The sequence below is a fragment of the Amycolatopsis sp. WAC 04197 genome (assembly GCF_003947475.1).
GTDB classification, from domain to species: domain Bacteria; phylum Actinomycetota; class Actinomycetes; order Mycobacteriales; family Pseudonocardiaceae; genus Amycolatopsis; species Amycolatopsis japonica.
The window spans coordinates 293,307-310,601 of sequence record NZ_QHJK01000005.1 but is presented as its reverse complement, the minus strand read 5'-3'; the positions used below and the strand labels follow the sequence as shown (position 1 = coordinate 310,601).

Here is a 17,295-nt window from a genome sequence, read left to right as displayed (position 1 = left end):
CGCCCCTTGCGTCAGCCGAGCGGGCAACTTCCCCGATATACGGCGATCTTCGGGTCGTTCGCCGGGAGCGGGCACAGGAACTGGTCGTACCTGGTGTCTTCGTCGACGAAGCGTTTCAGCCACGAAAGGCTGTACTTCGCGATGGTCACGTTCGGTTTCGTCGGCGCCATGTGACCGGCGCCGGCCAGCAGCATGTACGCCTTGTCCAGCGATTCGGGAAGGCTTTGGTAGAACGGCCGGGAATGCGAGCCGTCCGGGGCGATGAAATCGTTCTGGGCACTGACGACGAACGTGGGGACCTTCAAATCGGAGAACGTCGTGTTCGGGTTCCAGCCCGTCAACGGGATGGCGGCCTTCAGCGTGGGCGCTTTCTGAGCGGCGATCAACGATCCGCCGCCGCCCATCGAATGGCCCATGACGGCGAGCCTGCCCGGGTCGACGCGGTCCTTGGCCTGGCTCTTGTCCGTCACGTACCGCAGAGCCGCGAGCAGCTGATCGGACCGGACGTCCGGAGTGTCCCAGGTGCTCTTGGTGGAGAACGTGATGACGACGAATCCCTGGGACGCCAGACGCGGGCCGTACCAGGCGATCGCGCTCTCCGTTTCCAAGAAGCCGGGCGCGATCGCGATCGCGCCGAAAGTGCCCTGGCCGGTTTCGGTCGGGTAATGGATCGTCCCGCCGCCGAAACCTTGTCCGGCGGGGACTTTCTCGGTCGCGGTCTGGAACGATCCCCGGTCCGCCTCGATGCTGGCGTTCGTCGGAGCGGGGCCGCGGGCATAGGGATTCTCTTCGGCGTCAGCCGGTGCCGCCGCCACGAGCAGTGCGGTCACCGCACTGAGCACCGCGGCGCCCCATCGTGATCCACGCTTCATCGCGCATGTCCTCTCGGAAGAACCGTTCCGGAGCCGGAACGGTTTTCCAGATATAGCGGGGACCCGGCCGGGCGCGCGTCGTGGAAACTACTGAGAAGCGAAAAACTGTCACGTCGATAAGTCTTTCGGCCTCGTGAGTGATAAGGACGGTTAGAACCGTCCTAACCACTCACGAGGTGACGAGGCGGTCAGGTGCCGGCCCGGTTCCCGGTGGGGATGGTGATCGGGGTCGTCGTCGGTGAAGTGCCCTTGTTGAGGAACAACATCGCCAGCGCGCGCACCATCTGGTCGAACATGTAGAACCCGGCAGGCATGATCGGGATCAGCCCCTCGCGGAACGCGATGTAGGCCGGCCACGCGGTGCGGATGAGGGCCGCGGACGCGTAGTCGCGGCGCAGCCCGAGCCAGTCGCCGATCGCGTCGCTCAGCACGTAGCGCACGAATTCGTTCAGGAATCCCCGTGTGACGCCCAGATCGACCTGTGCGGTCAGCCCCAGCAGATCTTCCGCGAGCTCTTTTCCTTCGTGCGAAGGGGAAAGGATCGGGGTGAGCACCTGCGCCGACTGCGCGTAGGCGGCCGCCCACGACTTCGGGATGAACTCCTCCCGCACGCCGAGCAGATGGATGGCGACCTGCCACATGTGGAGGAAGGCGTCCTCGTCGGCGGCCGACATCGGGACCTTCCATTCGCGCAGCTTCCGGTGCACGTAGGTGCCGAGACTGTGGAAGGTCACCAGGATGTCGCCGTTGCTGATCGGGATCCGCTCGTCCGCGACGGCCTTCCAGTACGGCGACCGCGGCAGCAGATGCCGCACCGCGGCGTGCACCAGCCGCGTCTTGTTGGCGGTGACCACGAACTGGCCGTCGGGCTCGAAGGCGTTCAGGTCGCTCAGGTCGTAGCCGAAGGTGAACGTCTTGGCCGCGCGGTCCTGCATGTCGGCCCCGCCCGCGGACCAGTAGACCGATTTGGCCTCACGCGGGATGACCGTGCTCATGATGCCGCTGCCGAGGCCGTACAGCATGAACAGATAGGTGTCCTTGCGCCGGTTGAAATCGGCCGCGCGGCGCAGTTTCGCGGGGTCGGCCCAGGACGGCAACCGGTTGACACGCTGGAGGTGGCCCGCCAGATCGGCGGGCAGGCCGCCGGGGAGCGGATCGTTGTTGTCCACCCAGGACCGCAGCGCGGTGTTGACCGCGGGCACCTGGCCCGCTTCGAGAACCCCCGCCATGATGCGGTCGATCTCGTCGTCCCAGACCCACCAGGGGTCGGCCGCGGTACCGGTCTGAGTCGCGCCCCAGGCGGGGGCGACGCTCGCCGCGCCCACCAGGCCCAGTGCGACGCCGAGGGACAGGACGTTCCTCCTGCTGAGATCGCTCATTTACTTACCTAACTTCCTTGGTAGGTGCCGATGAGTGATTCACGATCGTTTTTCGTCCAGCTCGCGAAGCGAACCTTTGACCACCTTCCCGCCCGCGTTGCGCGGGAGTTCGGGGACCACCACGAGATCCTTGGGCATCTTGAACGAAGCGAGCCTGCCGTCGAGGAATTCGACCAGTTCGGCCAAGGACGGTTCGGGCTCCGTCGCGGCGACGAAAGCGACCGGCACCTGGCCCCAGCGCTCGTCGGGCCGTCCGATCACGGCGACCTCCCGCACCGACGGATGCGCGGAGATCGCGTTCTCCACTTCGGCGCAGTAGATGTTCTCGCCGCCGCTGATGATCATGTCCTTCTTGCGGTCGACCACCCAGATGAAACCGTCTTCGTCCTGCGAAACCAGATCGCCGGAATGGAACCAGCCACCGGCGAAGGCTTCCGCTGTCTCCTTGGGTTTCTTCCAATAGCCCTTCGTCACCGAGGGCCCGCGGTAGACGATCTCGCCCACTTCGCCCGGCGCGACGTCGTTCATGTCGTCGTCCACGACGCGGTATTGGAGCGTCGGGATCGGTTTGCCGACGGAGCCGAGTTTGCGCGTCGAGTCCTCGCCGCTGAGCACGCAGGTGATCGGGGAGGTCTCGGTCTGGCCGAACACGGCCACATTCAGGGCGCCGGGGAACTTCTCGGCCATGGCGAGCAGCGTCGCCCTCGACGCGGGAGCGGCACCCCAGCTGATGATCCGCAGTTTCAGCTTCCGTTCGGCGATGTCCGGCTGGGCGCAGAGCAGATCCCATTGCTGGGGAACGTTGAACACCACGGTGGCGCCTTCGCGTTCGTAGGCGTCGAGCACCGCTCGCGGATCGAAGGCGCCCAGCGGGTGGATCACGACCACCCCGCCGACCAGGAAATTCGCCACGATCGAACCCAGGCCCGCGATGTGGAAGAACGGCGCGGTCAGGAAGGCGACGTCGGTGTCGTCGAAGATCTTCATCGCCCGGATACAGGTGATCGCCTGCATCTGCAGGTTGCGATGGGACAGCATCACCCCTTTCGGCCTGCCGGTGGTGCCCGAGGTGTACATGATCAGCGCCGTCGATTCCTCGCTGACGTCGGGCAGTTCCAACGGTTCGTGCGCGGTCAGGAATCCCTCGTACTCCGTGCGCCCTTCGGCGTCGTCCGGCTCACCGATGACGAGCACGGTCCCGATCGACGCGGCGTTCGGCGCGGCGTCGAGCAGGGGGAGCAATCCCGCGTCGACGACGATGGCGGACGGCGTGCAGTCGGCCAGGATGTAGTCGAGCTCCGCCGCCGCGAGGCGGAAACTGAGCGGGACGGCCATGGCGCCCAGGCTGTTCGCCGCGAACACGGTCTCCACGAACCACGGATGGTTCAAGGTCAGCGTCGCCACGCGATCGCCCTCGGTGACACCTCGCGCGGCCAGGGCGGCGGCCAATTGCAACGACCGTTGTGAGAGTTCCGCCCAGGTGGTCGTCTCGCCGAGGTACCGCAGAGCCGGCCTGTCCGGTCGCATCATCGCGTGCGTGGCCGCGTGCGCCATCCAGTGGTGCCGGAAGGACGAGGCGGGAGCCGAAGCGGTCGACATGGCCATCCTCAGGTGTCGGAACGGGACCTCTCGCGTGGCCAGTATGCATGCCAAGCCGCCGGTTGAGAAGCGATAAGTTAATCGAAAATCACATCGCGACGCCGACCTGCCCGGCAGTTTCCGCTGGTGGTGATCCGGTTCGTGGTTGACTTCCCGGCATGAGCGCCGAGTCGACCGCGGCCGTCCGGCCGCGCCACCGCAAGCAGCAGATCGTCGACGCGGCCGGGCGGATCTTCAGCGAGCACGGCTACCACGCGGCGTCGATGGAGGAGATCGCCGCCGACGTGGGCATCACCGCGGCGGCCCTGTACCGGCACTTCCCGAACAAGTACGCGTTGTTCGCCGCGTGCGCGAACGTCATGGCCGACCGGCTCGTCGCCACGCTCGACGAGGTGGCGCCCGGCGCGCCGCTGGCGGACGTGCTCGCCGCCGTCACGCAGGGGACGGTCGTCCATCGCGCGTCCAGCGGCCTGTACCGCTGGGAATCCCGGTACCTCGAACGCGAGGACCGGCAGTCGCTCGCGCTGAAGTTCGGGCAGGTGGTGGACCGGGTCGCCGAGGCGGTGCGCCGGGAGTACCCGCTCCCCGACGAGGGCTTGCGGGCCGTCGCCGCCCTCGGCGTGATCGGCTCGATCACGATGCACCGCACCTCGATCGCCCAGCGCCGGGTCGAAGAGGTACTCGTCGAGTCCGCCCTGCGAGTGGTCGCGACCGATCCGGCGGCGGGTGCCGGGGGCGCGCACGCCGTCGAGTTGCCGTCCAATCCGGAGCCGCGCACCCGCCGTTTCGAGATCATCGCGGCGGCCATCCCGCTGTTCGAACGGGACGGGTTCGCCAACGTCACGAACGGCAGGATCGCCGAAGCCGTCGGGCTGGTGCCGTCCGCGCTCTACCGCTATTTCCCCGGCAAGGCCGACATCCTCGCCGCCGCCTGCCTGCAGGCCGCGGGAATCCTGGCCCAGGCGGTGGAACAGAACCTTCGCGGCGTCGAGGGCCCGGGCGACGCGCTGCTCGCGCTGGCGCGGACCTATGTCGCCTACAGCTTCGAGTACACCGCGCTCACCAGTGTCGCCAACGCCGAACTCGCGGGTCTGCCCGCGGCCCTGCAACGTCCTTTGGTCAGCGCGCAGCGCGAGCACATCGCCGTCTGGGAACGGCATTTGCGGTCGGCGCGGCCGGAGCTCGACCAGCGTCAGGCGAGGGTGCTCGTGCACGCCGGTTTCGGGGTGGTGGTCGAGGCGGGACGGAGGTTGCGCTGGGAGGACGTCCCCGCCAACCGTGACGCCGTCAGCGCCCTGCTCGTCGGTGCGTTGGGGATCTGACGCGCCGGCGGCTCAGGGCTCGCGGTGGCCGAGGCCGGCGGAGACCTGCCGGGCCGCGCGGCCGACGACGCGGTTCAGGCCGCGCATCCGGGCGGCGGGCATGTACGGCCGGGTCGCCGAAACACTGATGGCCCCGGCGATCGCGCCGGTGGCGTCCCGGATCGGCGCCGCGACACAGCGGATCCCCGGTTCGTTGTCCTCCAGGTCCATCGCCACCCCGGACTCCGCGTACTCGCGCATACGCGCCAGGAACGCGTCGACGTCTTCCGGGCGCACCCTGCCGGGTTCCACGGGTGTCTCGGCCAGGTAGAGGTCCCGCCATTCCGGCGCGGAGTCCAGCAGCAGCGCCATACCGACACCGGTGCGGGTCAACGGCATCCGGTGCCCGATCCGGGAACGCATCTCCGCGCCCCGTGAACCGGGCAGCTTGTCCAGGTACAGCACCGAATCCCCGTCGCGGACGGCCAGGTGCACGGTGTCGCGCAACTGCTCCGCCAGCTCCTCCAGCACCGGCCGGGCGACCACCGGCAGCGGACTGCCGTGCAGGGCCTGGAAACCCAGCTCGATCAAGGTGGGCCCGAGCGCGTAGCCGTCCCGGCCGCTGCGCAGGTAACCCTCGCTGACCAGCAGCTGGACCAGCCGGTGCGCGGTGCTGCGGCCCAGCCCGGTGTCCTCGACCAGGCCGCGGAGGTCGGTCGCGCCACTGGCGACCGCGCGGATCAGCGCGAGGCCGCGGGCGAGCGTCTGGGTGCCGGGCGGTGCCGTGTCGGACATACCGGAATCCTACATATAGGGACGGCGATCGCATTATCGGGAACGCGCCCGCACGATGTCGCTCGTGACCGACACCGAACCCGCCTTGATCGCGCTCGACTGGGGAACCTCCGGTCAGCGTGCCTGGCTGCTCGGCGCGGACGGCGGGATCCTGGCCGCCCGCGGCGCCGGGCGTGGACTGCTGACCACGACCGAGGACGTGGACCTCCGCGACCCGCGGGCCAGGGCGGCCGCCTACGAGTCCGCCTTCCGGAAGACCTGCGGAGACTGGCTCGCCGCGTTCCCCGGGCTGCCCGCCCTCGCCGCCGGCATGGTGGGCAGCGCGCAGGGCTGGACCGACTCCGGCTACCGCACCGTCCCGGCCGGACTCGACTTCCCGTCGCTCGTCCCCGTGTCGCATCGCGACGGGAAGCTCCATCTCGTGCCGGGACTGCGGATCCCGTCCGGCGTGCACCCCGGCGACGTGATCCGCGGCGAGGAAACGCAACTGGTCGGCGTGCTCGAAGCGCTCGGCGACCCCGGCGGACCGCTCACCGTGGTGCTCCCCGGTACGCACAGCAAATGGGTCCGCGTCGAGGACGGGGTCGTCACCGGATTCACCACCGCGATGACCGGCGAACTGTACGGATTGCTGATCGCGCACGGCATCCTCGCCCGCACAGCCGCTGATCCGGTCGCCGACGAAGAGGCGTTCTCGCGGGGCCTCGCCGCGGGACGGCGTTCGCGCGGGCTCGCCACCGAGGCGTTCGGCGCTCGCCCGCTCGTGCTCGACGGCGTCCTGGAACCGGAGTCGCTGCCCGACTACCTCTCCGGCGTCCTGATCGCCGACGAGGTCTCGCATCTGTTGCGTGACACCGACACCCGCGTGGTGCTGTGCGGCGCGGACGAACTCTGCCGTCGCTACGCCACCGCCCTCGCCGGAAGGGGAGTGGAGGCCATCGTGCTGTCCGAAGAGGTCACCGCCCGCGGGCTGTGGCGGATCGCGACGGCCGCCGGACTGCTCGAAGACCGTCTCGAAAGGACACTGAAACCGTGACCGGATTGATCGCGATCCTGCGCGGGGTGACCCCGGCCGAGGTCGTCGGCGTCGGCCGGGCGCTCGTCGACGCCGGATTCCCCGCCATCGAGGTACCACTGAACTCACCGGAACCGTTCGCGAGCGTCCGCCTGCTCGCCGACGCGTTCGGGGACCGGTGCGAGATCGGCGCGGGCACCGTGCTCACCACCGAAGACGTCGGCCGGGCGAAGGCGGCCGGGGCGCGGCTGATCGTGGCGCCCAACACCGATCGCGCGGTGATCGCCGCCGCCGTGGCCGAGGGGATGACGCCGTATCCCGGCGTCGCGACGCCGACCGAGGCGTTCGCCGCGCTGGCCGCGGGCGCCCGGTATCTCAAGCTGTTCCCCGCCGACGCGGTCGGGATCGGGGGCATGAAGGCGTGGCGCGCCGTGCTGCCGCGCGACGTCGGACTGCTGCCGGTCGGCGGGGTCGACGAAACGAACCTGGCGGCCTGGGCCGCCGCCGGGGCGGCCGGGGCGGGGCTCGGTTCCTGCCTCTACCGGCCGGGTGACACCGCCGGCGCGGTCGGCGTCCGTGCCCGCGCACTTTCCGAGATCTGGCACCAGGAATAGGAAAAAGAACCATGAAGATCGTGTCAATGACGACATACCAGGTGCCGCCGCGCTGGTCGTTCCTGAAGATCGAAACGGACGAGGGCGTCACCGGCTGGGGCGAACCGGTCCTGGAGGGCCGGGCCGCTTCGGTCGCGGCGACCGTCGAGGAGCTTTCCGACTACCTGATCGGCAAAGACCCCTCGCAGATCGAGGATCTGTGGACCGTCCTGTACCGCGGCGGGTTCTACCGGGGCGGCGGACTCCACATGAGCGCGCTGGCCGGTATCGACCAGGCCCTGTGGGACATCAAGGGCAAGGCGCTCGGTGTCCCGGTGCACGAACTGCTCGGCGGCCGGGTGCGCGAGGCGATCAAGGTGTATTCCTGGATCGGCGGCGACCGCCCGGCCGAGACCGCCCGCGCCGCGCGCGAGGTGGTGGACCGCGGGTTCAGCGCGGTGAAGATGAACGGGACCGAGGAACTGTCCTATCTGGACACCTGGGACAAGGTCGACCGCTGTGTGGCCAATGTGGACGCGGTGCGCCAAGCGGTCGGCCCGAACATCGGCATCGGGGTGGACTTCCATGGCCGCGTGCACAAACCGATGGCCAAGGTCCTGCTGCGCGAACTGGAGCCGTACCGGCTGATGTTCGTCGAAGAGCCGGTGCTTTCCGAGCACGTCGACGGATTCGCCGACGTCCTCCGCAACTCGCCGATCCCGATCGCGCTCGGCGAGCGGCTGTTCTCGCGGTGGGATTTCAAGACCGTGCTGGTGTCGGGCGCCGTCGACATCATCCAACCGGACCCGTCGCATTGCGGCGGCATCACCGAAGCCCGCAAGATCGCGCACATGGCCGAGGCGTACGACGTCGGCCTCGCGCTGCACTGCCCGCTCGGCCCGATCGCGCTGGCGGCCTGCCTGCAGATCGACGCGGGCTGCTACAACGCGACCATCCAGGAGCAGAGCCTCGGGATCCACTACAACACGAGGAACGATCTCCTCGACTACCTGGCGGATCCGTCGGTGTTCGCCTACGACGACGGCCAGGTCGCCATCCCCCGCGGGCCCGGGCTGGGCATCGAGATCAACGAGGAGTACGTCGCCGAACGGGCGGCCGAGGGGCATCGCTGGCGGAATCCGGTGTGGCGGCACGCCGACGGCTCCTTCGCGGAATGGTGAGCGCGATGACCACCGCCGTGCGTCCCACCAGGTTCCGGATGCTCATCGCGGTGATGCTGTTCATCACCGTCGTCATCAACTACCTCGATCGGTCGAACCTGTCGATCGCGATGCCCGCGATCGCCGGCGAGCTCGATCTGTCCAAAGCGGAACAGGGCATCCTCCTGTCGGCCTTCGGCTGGACCTACGCCGCGTTGCAACTGCCCGGCGGCTGGCTGGTCGACAAGATCCCGCCACGGTTGCTCTATCCGGGCTGCTTGATCCTTTGGTCGCTCGCGACGTTCTTCATGGGGATCATCGGCGGGTTCGTCGCGCTGATCGCGTTGCGGCTGATGGTCGGCGTCTTCGAGGCGCCCGCCTATCCGATCAACAGCAAGATCGCGACCGTCTGGTTCCCGGAACGCGAACGTGCCACGGCGATCGGCTTCTACACCTCGGGTCAGTTCATCGGCCTCGCCCTTTTGACGCCCGTGCTGTCCTGGCTGCAGACCGTGCTTTCGTGGCACTGGGTGTTCATCGCCACCGGTCTGGTCGGCATCCTCTGGGCCGTGCTCTGGTACGCGAAGTACCGCGAACCACGTGAGTCGCGGGCCAACGAGGCCGAGGTGGAGCTGATCCGGTCCGGCGGCGGCCTGGTGGACCTGCCGCGCGAGCGGCCGGAGCGGGCCCGCGTCACGCGCGCGGATCTGGCGACCGTACTGGGCAGCCGGAAGCTGTGGGGAATCTACTTCGGACAGTTCTGCCTGACCTCCACCCTCTGGTTCTTCCTCACCTGGTTCCCGACGTATCTCGTCGAGTACCGGGAAATGGACTACATCAAGTCCGGTTTCCTCGCGTCGCTGCCGTTCATCGCGGCATTGGTGGGCGTGCTGGTTTCCGGTGTCCTGTCGGACTTCCTGGTACGGCGCGGCGCTTCGCTCGGAGTGGCGCGCAAGGGCCCGATCATCGCCGGGCTGCTGCTGAGCACCGTGATGGTCACGGCCGGGTTCACCGACTCGACCACGATGGTCATCGTGATCCTGTCCATCGCCTTCTTCGGCAACGGGCTCGCGTCGATCACCTGGTCACTGGTCTCCGCGCTGGCGCCGCGGCGGCTGCTCGGGCTGACCGGCGGGATGTTCAACTTCATCGGGAACCTGTCGTCGATCGCCACGCCGATCGTCATCGGCCTGATCGTCACCGACGACAGTTTCGCGCCCGGCTTCGCCTACATGACGGTGATCACGGTCGCCGGGATCCTGTCCTACGTCTTCCTGGTCGGCAAGGTCGAGCGCGTGGCCGAGCGGGACGGCGTGGTCAGCGTGCGAACGCCAGGGTGATCCAGTTCGAGAACTCGCAGGCGAGGTGCATCCGGTGCTGGGTGACCATCGTGGGCATCGTGAGCCGCGGGAACTCGACGCAGAGGTGGGCGTGGAAGCCGTCGGCGTGGTCGCGGAACTCGTGCCGGACCCCGCCGATGGCCAGCCCCGACCCGGACCTGGCGACGCCCGACGCTTCGAGCGGGAACGCCGCGTCCCGGTGGGTGACGATCTCCGCGGTGTCGGTGTAGTCGACCAGGAACCGGGTCGCGAGCGGACTGCCGCCGGTCGTCTCGATGACCTCCTGCCGCCCGTCGGGGGCGGTGTCGATCAGGAAGTGGTCCGGGTTGGCGGCGATCATGCTGCGGGCGTAGTCGTCCCGGCCGGTGTCGTCGAACCAGGCGAGGAATTCGGCGGCGGTCCCTGCCCCGCGCACGAAGAGGTCGCAGGTGCTGGTGACCCGCCTGCCGCGGGAAAGGTGGGTGGACGTCCGCGCGACGGCGTCCGCCCGGCGGATGTCCCGGCCGAGGCGGCGGCGGATCTCGTCCGGGCCGAGGGCCAGTTTGGCGTCGGCGAAGGCCGTCCGCATCAGGGAGAGTTCGCCGGTCGGCGCCGGGAGGCCGATCTTCGCGGCGGCCTTGCCCATCCGCTTCGTCTCCCACGCGCGCACGTCTTCGCGTGAGACGGGGCGCCCGGCCAGCACGGCCTCGATCGTCGGTTCGGTAGTGGGCATCGGTGCCTCCGGATCGGTGAGCGGGTTGCGTCGCAGTGTTTAATGCTACTGAACGGTACTGTCAAGTGAGACGCGCCGCAGGTCACCCTGACCGGTGCGGAGGCTCGAACCCGGCGGTACTGTCCAGTGCCGTCGAACTGAGGTGCAAGGGGGCTCGCGGTGGAGGACAGGATCGGGCCCGCGCTGCGGCAGGCGCGGGAAGAACGCAAGCTGAGCCTGCGCAAGGTGGCGACCGCCGCCGGAATCTCGGCGAGCCTGCTCTCGCAAGTCGAGACGGGGCGGTCGCAGCCTTCGGTGAGCACGCTGTACGCGCTGGTCAGCCACCTCGGCATCTCGCTCGACGAACTGCTCGGCATCGGCGCGGGCACGCCCGCCGCCCCGGAGCGGCCGGTCGCGCCGACGTCTTCCGGGGTCGTCCAGCGCGCTGCGGACAACCCCGTCCTCGAGATGGCGAACGGCGTCCGGTGGGAGCGGCTCGCCGTCGGCGGCCAGACCGACGTCGACGCCCTTCTGGTCACCTATGAGCCCGGCGCGGCCAGTTCGGTCGACCGGAAACTGATGCGGCACAGCGGAACCGAGTACGCGTACCTGCTTTCGGGTGAGCTGACCCTGCTGCTCGACTTCGATCGGCATCTGCTCGCACCGGGCGACTCGCTGTGTTTCGACTCGACCCGTCCGCACATGTACCTCAATCACGGCACCGAACCCGCGCGCGGCGTGTGGTTCGTATCCGGCAGGCGCGACCTCGACCACACCCGCGAATGGGTGGAATCCCAGGTCGGAGGGCTCGCCGGCGAGAACCCGGTGCGACCGTCCAATGCCGTCGAGGCTCTGGCACTGCTGGGTGTCCCGTCCGTGAAGGGCGCTCGCGACTGAGGACTTCTCGTCCGCTGCCACTTGACGTCACTGCTCAAGTGTTCAATATTAGTGAACACTTGAGCAAGGCAAGGGCGACGGAGAGGAGATGCCGTGCTGATCGGATTCGCCGGCCTCGGCCGGATGGGGCTGCCGATGGCCCTCCGGCTCGTACGGGCGGGGCATACGGTCCTGGCCCATGACCCGGGTCTCGGCCGGGTTCCGGAGGGCGTCACGGCGGTCGGCTCGGCGGCCGGGCTCACCGAGGCGGAGCTGTCCATCAGCATGCTGCCGGACGGCGCGGCGACGCGGGATCTGGTGCTGACCGGGCTGGCCGGTGCCGGACGGGACCACCTGCACGTGGTCATGGGCACCGTCGGACCCGCGCTCGTGAAGGAACTGGCCCGGACCGGGCCGGTGGACGTCATCGACGCGCCGGTGTCCGGGAGCGTGTCGATGGCCGAGGCGGCGACGATCACCACCATGGTCGGCGGCACCGCGGAGCAGTTCGAACGGGTCCGCCCGATCCTCGCGGCGATGACGTCGGCACAGTTCCACACCGGTCCGGCCGGTTCGGGGTCCGCGGCGAAACTGGCGGTCAACGCCGTGCTCGCCACCCTCAGCCAAGGCGTCGCCGAGGGCTTGCTCATCGCCGAGGCGGGCGGGCTGGATCTCAAGGTCTTCTATGACGTTCTGCGCGCGAGCGCGGCGGGCGCGCCCTATGTCGGTTACAAGGAGGCGGCGTTCCTGGCCCCGGCGTCCGCCGGTGTCGCGGCCCCGATCTCGTTGATCCGCAAGGATCTCGGCCTCGCTCTCGAACTCGCCGCCGGACTCGTCCTGCCGGGGGCGGAAGCCGCCTACGCCGTGCTGGACGAGGCGACGGCGACAGGGCACGGCGAAGAAGACATGGCCCAGGTGCTCGCGGCGCTGCGGCTGCGCAACCGGCCGGTGACCAAGGAGGAAGCACGCTCATGACCAGCGGCGACGTCGAATCGACCATCCGCGCCCTCGAGGACGCCCGGTACGAGGCGGTGATCGCCGGTGATTTCGCCGCCTTCGCCGCGCACGCCCATCCCGAACTCGCGTACACCCATTCGAACGCGGTCACCGACACCCTTGAGTCCTATTTGGACAAGCTGCGTTCGGGTTTCTACGTCTACCACCGCATCGACCATCCCGTTGACCGGATCACGGTGGCCGGGGACACCGCGGCCGTGGTGGGACAGATGCACGCCGACATCACCGCGGGCGGGACGCGCAAGACCCTCGCGAACCGGTCCCTCGCCGTGTGGGTGCGCGAGGACGAGCGCTGGTTGCTGCTGGCGTATCAGCCCACCGTCCTGCCGGAGCCCGCGCGATGAACGCCTTCGTCTACGACGCGTTGCCCGCGCGGGTGGTGTTCGGTCCCGGTGTCGCGCGGACCGGGCTGCCGAACGAGGTCGACGCGTTCGGCGCCGGGCGGATCCTGCTCGTCGCGGCGGATTCGGAGGCGGACCTGGCGCGTGAACTGTGCGCCCCGTTCGCGGACCGGATCGCGGCGACGTTCTCGGGAGTCCGTCCGCACGTCCCGGTCGAGGTCGCCGAACGCGCCCGTGCGGCCGCGGCCGGAGCGGATCTCGTGCTGTGCGTCGGCGGGGGATCGACGACCGGGACGGCCAAGGCCGTCGCGCTCACCACCGGACTGCCGATCGTCGCCGTGCCCACCACGTACGCCGGATCCGAGGTCACCCCGGTGTGGGGACTGACGGAAGAGAGCCGCAAACGCACCGGCACCGACTCGCGGGTGCTGCCGCGGACGGTCGTCTACGATCCCGAACTCACCCTGACGCTGCCCGTGGACCTGTCCGTCGCGAGTGGACTGAACGCGATGGCGCACTGTGTCGAAGCGTTCTGGGCGCCCCGGCGGAATCCGGTGTCGAGCGCCATGGCCGAAGACGGGATCCGGCATCTCGCCGCCGGACTGCCCGCCGTCGCCGCCGACGCCGGCGACCTCGACGCGCGTACCGAGCTGCTGCTCGGCGCGTATCTCGCCGGCTCGGCGTTCGCGGTGGCGGGATCGGGGCTGCACCACAAGATCTGTCATGTCCTGGGCGGCGCCTTCGACCTCCCGCACGCGCGGACCCACGCGATCGTGCTCCCGTACGTCCTGGCGTTCAACGCGTCCGCCGCCCCCGAAGCGGCTTCCCGTATCGCTTCCGCGCTCGGCTTCGCCGACCCTGTCGAGGGATTGCGGCGGCTCGGCGAAAAGCTCGGCGTGCCTGCCGGTTTGCGGGAACTCGGCCTGCGAGAGGACTACGCCGACGTCGTGCTCGAAGACATCCTCGCGCTCGCTCCCGCCGACAACCCGCGTCCGGTCACCGCCGACGGCCTCGGTGCCCTGCTGCGTGCCGCCTGGGCCGGAACCGATCCCGCGAAGGAGATCCCATGAGCCCCGCTTCGGACCGCGAACAGGCCGTGACCGACGAGGTGCTGGCCAGTTTCGACGGGACCACCGATCCACGGCTGCGGCAGGTCATGCGGAGCCTCGTCCGCCACCTGCACGCCTTCGCCAGGGACGTCCGCCTGAGCGAACAGGAATGGGAGGCGGCCATCGGGTTCCTCACCCGCGCCGGGCAGATCACCGACGACCGCCGCCAGGAGTTCATCCTGCTGTCCGACGTCCTCGGCCTGTCCATGCTGACCGTCGCCATCAACGAGCCGAAGGTGCCCGGGGCGACCGAAGCGACGGTGTTCGGTCCCTTCTTCGTCGACGACTCACCGGAGATCCCGCTCGGCGGCGACATCGCGCGCGGTGCCGCCGGGACACCGTGCCATGTGTCGGGGCAGGTCCGCGACACCGACGGCACCCCGATCCCGGGCGCGCGGGTGGACGTCTGGGAAGCCGACGAGGACGGCTTCTACGACGTCCAGTACACCGATGACCGCACGGCGGGGCGGGGCTGGCTGCGCACCGGGCCGGACGGCGAATACCGGTTCTGGTCGGTCCTGCCGGCGCCCTATCCGATCCCGCACGACGGCCCCGTCGGCGATCTGCTGAAGGCGGCGGGCCGGGGGCCGATGCGGCCCGCGCATCTGCACTTCAAGGTCACCGCGCCGGGGCATCGGACGCTGATCACGCATATCTTCCTCGACGGCGACCCCTACCTGGACGACGATGCCGTGTTCGGCGTCAAGGAAGGTCTCGTCGTGGAGAGCGGGAAGCACCACGGCGGCACCGCTCCAGACGGCTCCCGGCCCGCAGGTGAATGGGCGAGCCTGACCTTCGATCTCGTGCTCGTCGCCGAGCCGGCCTGACCCCGCTTCCCCGCCCGGCGGCCCCCATCACGGTGGCCGTCCGGTTCCCCCTGCCCGGAAACCTCACTGTGGAGGCGCAAGATGCGAAGTACCCGATGGATCGTGTTGGGCGGGTGTTTCCTCGCGTATCTGTTCGACGCGCTGGAAATCGTCCTGCTGTCGTTGTCGCTCCCGGCGATCCGGCACGACATGGGCCTGTCCGCGACGCAAGCGGGTCTCCTCGCGACCGCGACGTTGCTGGGCATCGGGGTCAGCAGTGTCGCGGGCGGCTACGTGGCGGACAACTTCGGCCGGAAGAAGGCGCTGATCGCGTCGCTGGTCATCTTCGGGGTGTTCACCGCGGCTTTGGCGGTCGTGCCGAACTTCGCCGTGTTCCTGGTCCTGAGGTTCCTCGCCGGGATCGGGCTCGGCGCGGTGTGGAGCGTCGTGTCGGCGTACGTGGTCGAGACCTGGCCTTCGCGGCACCGGGGCCGCGCCGCCGCGTTCGTGATCAGTGCCTTCCCCGCCGGAGGCGCACTCGCCGCGGTGGTGTCCGGACAGTTCCTGCCGGACTGGCGGCTGATGTTCCTCGTCGCCGGAACCGCGGTGGCCGTGCCCGTACTCGTCGTGCTGGTGTTCTTCCGCGAGTCGGCCGACTGGGTCGCGCACAAGGTGCAGCGGACCGAGCACGCGGTCACCGTACGGGACGTGCTGAGCGGATCGCTGCGCCGGACCACCTTGCTGGGCACGCTCATGGCCGCGCTGGCGCTCACCGGCTATTGGGGCGCGACGACCTGGCTGCCGACCTATCTCACCGCCGAACGCGGTCTCCCCGCGGGCGACGTCGCCCTGTTCGTGACGATCCTGAACCTCGGAATGTTCCTGGGATACAACGGTTTCGGCATGCTCGCCGACCGGGTCGGCCGCCGGCGGACGATCATCCTGACCCTGCTCGGCGTCGCGCTCACGCTACCCGTCTACGCCTTCACCACGCATCAGACGAGTCTGCTGTGGCTAGGCCCGCTGTTCGGCGCGTTCACCGCCTTCTTCGGCATTTTCGGTTCCTATCTCGGCGAGCTGTTCCCCACGCGAGCCCGTGCGACAGGCGCGGGATTCTGCTTCAACGTCGGCCGCGGTATCTCCGCCTTCGCACCCTTCGGTCTGGCAGGGCTCGCTGGAGTCGTCGGCTTCAGCGGAGGACTCCTGGTGTGCGCCGGTTTCTTCGGGCTGGCCGCGCTGGCGACGTTGCTTCTTCCGCGAACCGGCGCCCACGAACCCGTCGCCGACCGGCTCGAAGTCGAGGCCGGTACATGAGCGGGACCATGAAAGCCGCCGTGTACCACGGAAACCGCGACCTCCGGATCGAGCGGGTCCCGATTCCGGAACCCCGCGCGGACGAGGTGCTCGTCGCCGTCCGGCGCAGCGGGATCTGCGGCACCGACGCGACCGAGTGGGCGGCCGGGCCGGTGATGGTGCCGCTGCACCGGCGGCATCCGGCCAGCGGTCACCTCGGGCCGATGATCCCCGGCCACGAGTTCGTCGGCGAGGTCGTCGACGGCCGTGCCGGGCTGCCCGGGGGCACACTCGTCGCGGCGGGCGCCGGAGTCTGGTGTGGACAGTGCGACCGCTGCGCGCTTGGCCGTACCAACATCTGCCGCGCCTACTACACCCTCGGCCTGAACGCGCCGGGCGGCCTTGCCGAGTACGTCGCGGCACCCGCCAAGACGTTGAGGCCGATTCCCGACAGGCTCCCACTCGACGCGGCGGGAATGGCGCAACCGCTGGCGGTCGGCCTGCACGCCGCCCGCCGCGCGGGAGTCCGCGACGGCGACTCCGTCGTGGTCATCGGCGCCGGTGCGATCGGCACCTTCGTCCTGGCCGGTCTCGGTCATCTGAGGCAAGCGGAGGTCACCGTGATCGACCTCCCCGGGACCAAACTCGAACGCGCCTCGAAGCTGGGCGCCCATCGCACGCTCTCCGCACGCGAGGACGTCGTCGACGCGGTCTTGGAGAGCACCGCGGGCCGGGGCGCCGACGTGGTGATCGAGGCGAGTGGCGCACCCGGGCAGTTCGAGACGGCGCTGAGGATGGTGGCCACCGGCGGACGCGTGCTGGCCGTCGGCCTGCCCAAGGAAAAACCCGCCGTGGATCTGTTCGCGCTCACCCTGCGCGAAGTCACCGTCGACTCGACCGTGGCCCACGTCTGCGACGAGGACCTGGTTCCGGCATTGGAGATCCTCGCCGAAGGCACGCTCGCGCCGCTGATGCTCCACTCCGTGATCGAGCTGGACGATCTGGTCGGCCGAGGCCTCGAACCGCTCGCCAGCGGACAGGTCGACGGCAAGATCCTGGTCGCGTTCGGAGAACCCCGATGACCTCGGCGGAGACCCCCGGCCTCACA

17 protein-coding genes are annotated in these 17,295 nt (G+C 69.4%); 12 read left to right on the top strand and 5 right to left on the bottom strand.

Features of this window, described 5'->3' with window-relative positions; all coding sequences use genetic code 11:
* Nucleotides 1-11: 11 nt before the first annotated feature.
* The 3 genes from DMC64_RS22065 to DMC64_RS22055 form a co-directional block, all read right to left on the bottom strand.
* Entirely contained in the window at nucleotides 12-872 is an 861-nt protein-coding gene (locus tag DMC64_RS22065) for a dienelactone hydrolase family protein (RefSeq protein ID WP_081975980.1), read from the bottom strand.
* Between the two features lie 188 nt (nucleotides 873-1,060).
* Complete coding sequence (locus DMC64_RS22060) at nucleotides 1,061-2,251, bottom strand: oxygenase MpaB family protein (protein WP_125735065.1); 1,191 nt, start codon at nucleotides 2,249-2,251, stop codon at nucleotides 1,061-1,063.
* A gap of 39 nt (nucleotides 2,252-2,290) precedes the next feature.
* Entirely contained in the window at nucleotides 2,291-3,850 is a 1,560-nt protein-coding gene (locus DMC64_RS22055) for a long-chain-fatty-acid--CoA ligase (protein WP_125735064.1), read from the bottom strand.
* A gap of 158 nt (nucleotides 3,851-4,008) precedes the next feature.
* Here DMC64_RS22055 and DMC64_RS22050 point away from each other — a divergent pair, with 158 nt between their 5' ends.
* Complete coding sequence (locus tag DMC64_RS22050; RefSeq protein WP_125735063.1) at nucleotides 4,009-5,172, top strand: TetR/AcrR family transcriptional regulator; 1,164 nt, start codon at nucleotides 4,009-4,011, stop codon at nucleotides 5,170-5,172.
* Nucleotides 5,173-5,184: 12 nt separating this feature from the next.
* Here the strand turns inward: DMC64_RS22050 and DMC64_RS22045 are convergent, their stop codons facing one another.
* Nucleotides 5,185-5,946 carry an IclR family transcriptional regulator gene (locus DMC64_RS22045; protein ID WP_038510908.1) on the bottom strand — a complete coding sequence of 254 codons (762 nt, stop codon included), beginning with the start codon at nucleotides 5,944-5,946 and terminating at the stop codon, nucleotides 5,185-5,187.
* A gap of 55 nt (nucleotides 5,947-6,001) precedes the next feature.
* Between DMC64_RS22045 and DMC64_RS22040 the strand changes: the two genes are divergently transcribed.
* From DMC64_RS22040 to DMC64_RS22025, 4 genes are read left to right on the top strand one after another with little or no spacing between them, the layout of a single operon-like run.
* The gene (locus DMC64_RS22040; protein ID WP_125735062.1) at nucleotides 6,002-6,982 is read left to right on the top strand and encodes a 2-dehydro-3-deoxygalactonokinase; all 981 of its coding nucleotides are present in this window, start codon (nucleotides 6,002-6,004) and stop codon (nucleotides 6,980-6,982) included.
* The gene (locus DMC64_RS22035) at nucleotides 6,979-7,575 is read left to right on the top strand and encodes a 2-dehydro-3-deoxy-6-phosphogalactonate aldolase (protein WP_125735061.1); all 597 of its coding nucleotides are present in this window, start codon (nucleotides 6,979-6,981) and stop codon (nucleotides 7,573-7,575) included. The genes DMC64_RS22040 and DMC64_RS22035 overlap by 4 nt, the downstream gene beginning before the upstream one ends.
* Nucleotides 7,576-7,586: 11 nt before the next feature.
* Nucleotides 7,587-8,735, top strand: a complete 1,149-nt coding sequence (gene dgoD / locus DMC64_RS22030; protein WP_125735060.1) for a galactonate dehydratase — start codon at nucleotides 7,587-7,589, stop codon at nucleotides 8,733-8,735.
* A gap of 5 nt (nucleotides 8,736-8,740) precedes the next feature.
* On the top strand, nucleotides 8,741-10,054 hold the full coding sequence (locus DMC64_RS22025; RefSeq protein ID WP_233629760.1) for an MFS transporter: 1,314 nt from the start codon (nucleotides 8,741-8,743) through the stop codon (nucleotides 10,052-10,054).
* Here the strand turns inward: DMC64_RS22025 and DMC64_RS22020 are convergent.
* On the bottom strand, nucleotides 10,032-10,766 hold the full coding sequence (locus tag DMC64_RS22020; RefSeq protein WP_125735058.1) for a hypothetical protein: 735 nt from the start codon (nucleotides 10,764-10,766) through the stop codon (nucleotides 10,032-10,034). The genes DMC64_RS22025 and DMC64_RS22020 overlap by 23 nt on opposite strands.
* 159 nt (nucleotides 10,767-10,925) lie before the next feature.
* On the opposite strand from DMC64_RS22020, the gene DMC64_RS22015 reads away from it, so the two are divergent.
* The 7 genes from DMC64_RS22015 (at nucleotide 10,926) to DMC64_RS21985 (ending at nucleotide 17,269) form a co-directional block, all read left to right on the top strand.
* Nucleotides 10,926-11,642: a helix-turn-helix domain-containing protein gene (locus tag DMC64_RS22015; protein WP_125735057.1), complete on the top strand. Its 717-nt coding sequence runs from the start codon at nucleotides 10,926-10,928 to the stop codon at nucleotides 11,640-11,642.
* A gap of 93 nt (nucleotides 11,643-11,735) precedes the next feature.
* The gene (locus DMC64_RS22010) at nucleotides 11,736-12,596 is read left to right on the top strand and encodes an NAD(P)-dependent oxidoreductase (RefSeq protein WP_125735056.1); all 861 of its coding nucleotides are present in this window, start codon (nucleotides 11,736-11,738) and stop codon (nucleotides 12,594-12,596) included.
* Nucleotides 12,593-12,982: a nuclear transport factor 2 family protein gene (locus DMC64_RS22005; RefSeq protein WP_037345193.1), complete on the top strand. Its 390-nt coding sequence runs from the start codon at nucleotides 12,593-12,595 to the stop codon at nucleotides 12,980-12,982. The genes DMC64_RS22010 and DMC64_RS22005 overlap by 4 nt, the downstream gene beginning before the upstream one ends.
* Nucleotides 12,979-14,049, top strand: a complete 1,071-nt coding sequence (locus tag DMC64_RS22000; RefSeq protein WP_125735055.1) for a maleylacetate reductase — start codon at nucleotides 12,979-12,981, stop codon at nucleotides 14,047-14,049. Before DMC64_RS22005 ends, DMC64_RS22000 begins: the two co-directional genes overlap by 4 nt.
* Nucleotides 14,046-14,915 carry an intradiol ring-cleavage dioxygenase gene (locus DMC64_RS21995; RefSeq protein WP_125735054.1) on the top strand — a complete coding sequence of 290 codons (870 nt, stop codon included), beginning with the start codon at nucleotides 14,046-14,048 and terminating at the stop codon, nucleotides 14,913-14,915. Before DMC64_RS22000 ends, DMC64_RS21995 begins: the two co-directional genes overlap by 4 nt.
* Nucleotides 14,916-14,996: 81 nt before the next feature.
* The gene (locus DMC64_RS21990) at nucleotides 14,997-16,208 is read left to right on the top strand and encodes an MFS transporter (RefSeq protein ID WP_125735053.1); all 1,212 of its coding nucleotides are present in this window, start codon (nucleotides 14,997-14,999) and stop codon (nucleotides 16,206-16,208) included.
* A gap of 8 nt (nucleotides 16,209-16,216) precedes the next feature.
* Complete coding sequence (locus DMC64_RS21985) at nucleotides 16,217-17,269, top strand: zinc-binding dehydrogenase (protein WP_125735052.1); 1,053 nt, start codon at nucleotides 16,217-16,219, stop codon at nucleotides 17,267-17,269.
* The last annotated feature ends 26 nt before the right edge of the window (nucleotides 17,270-17,295 follow it).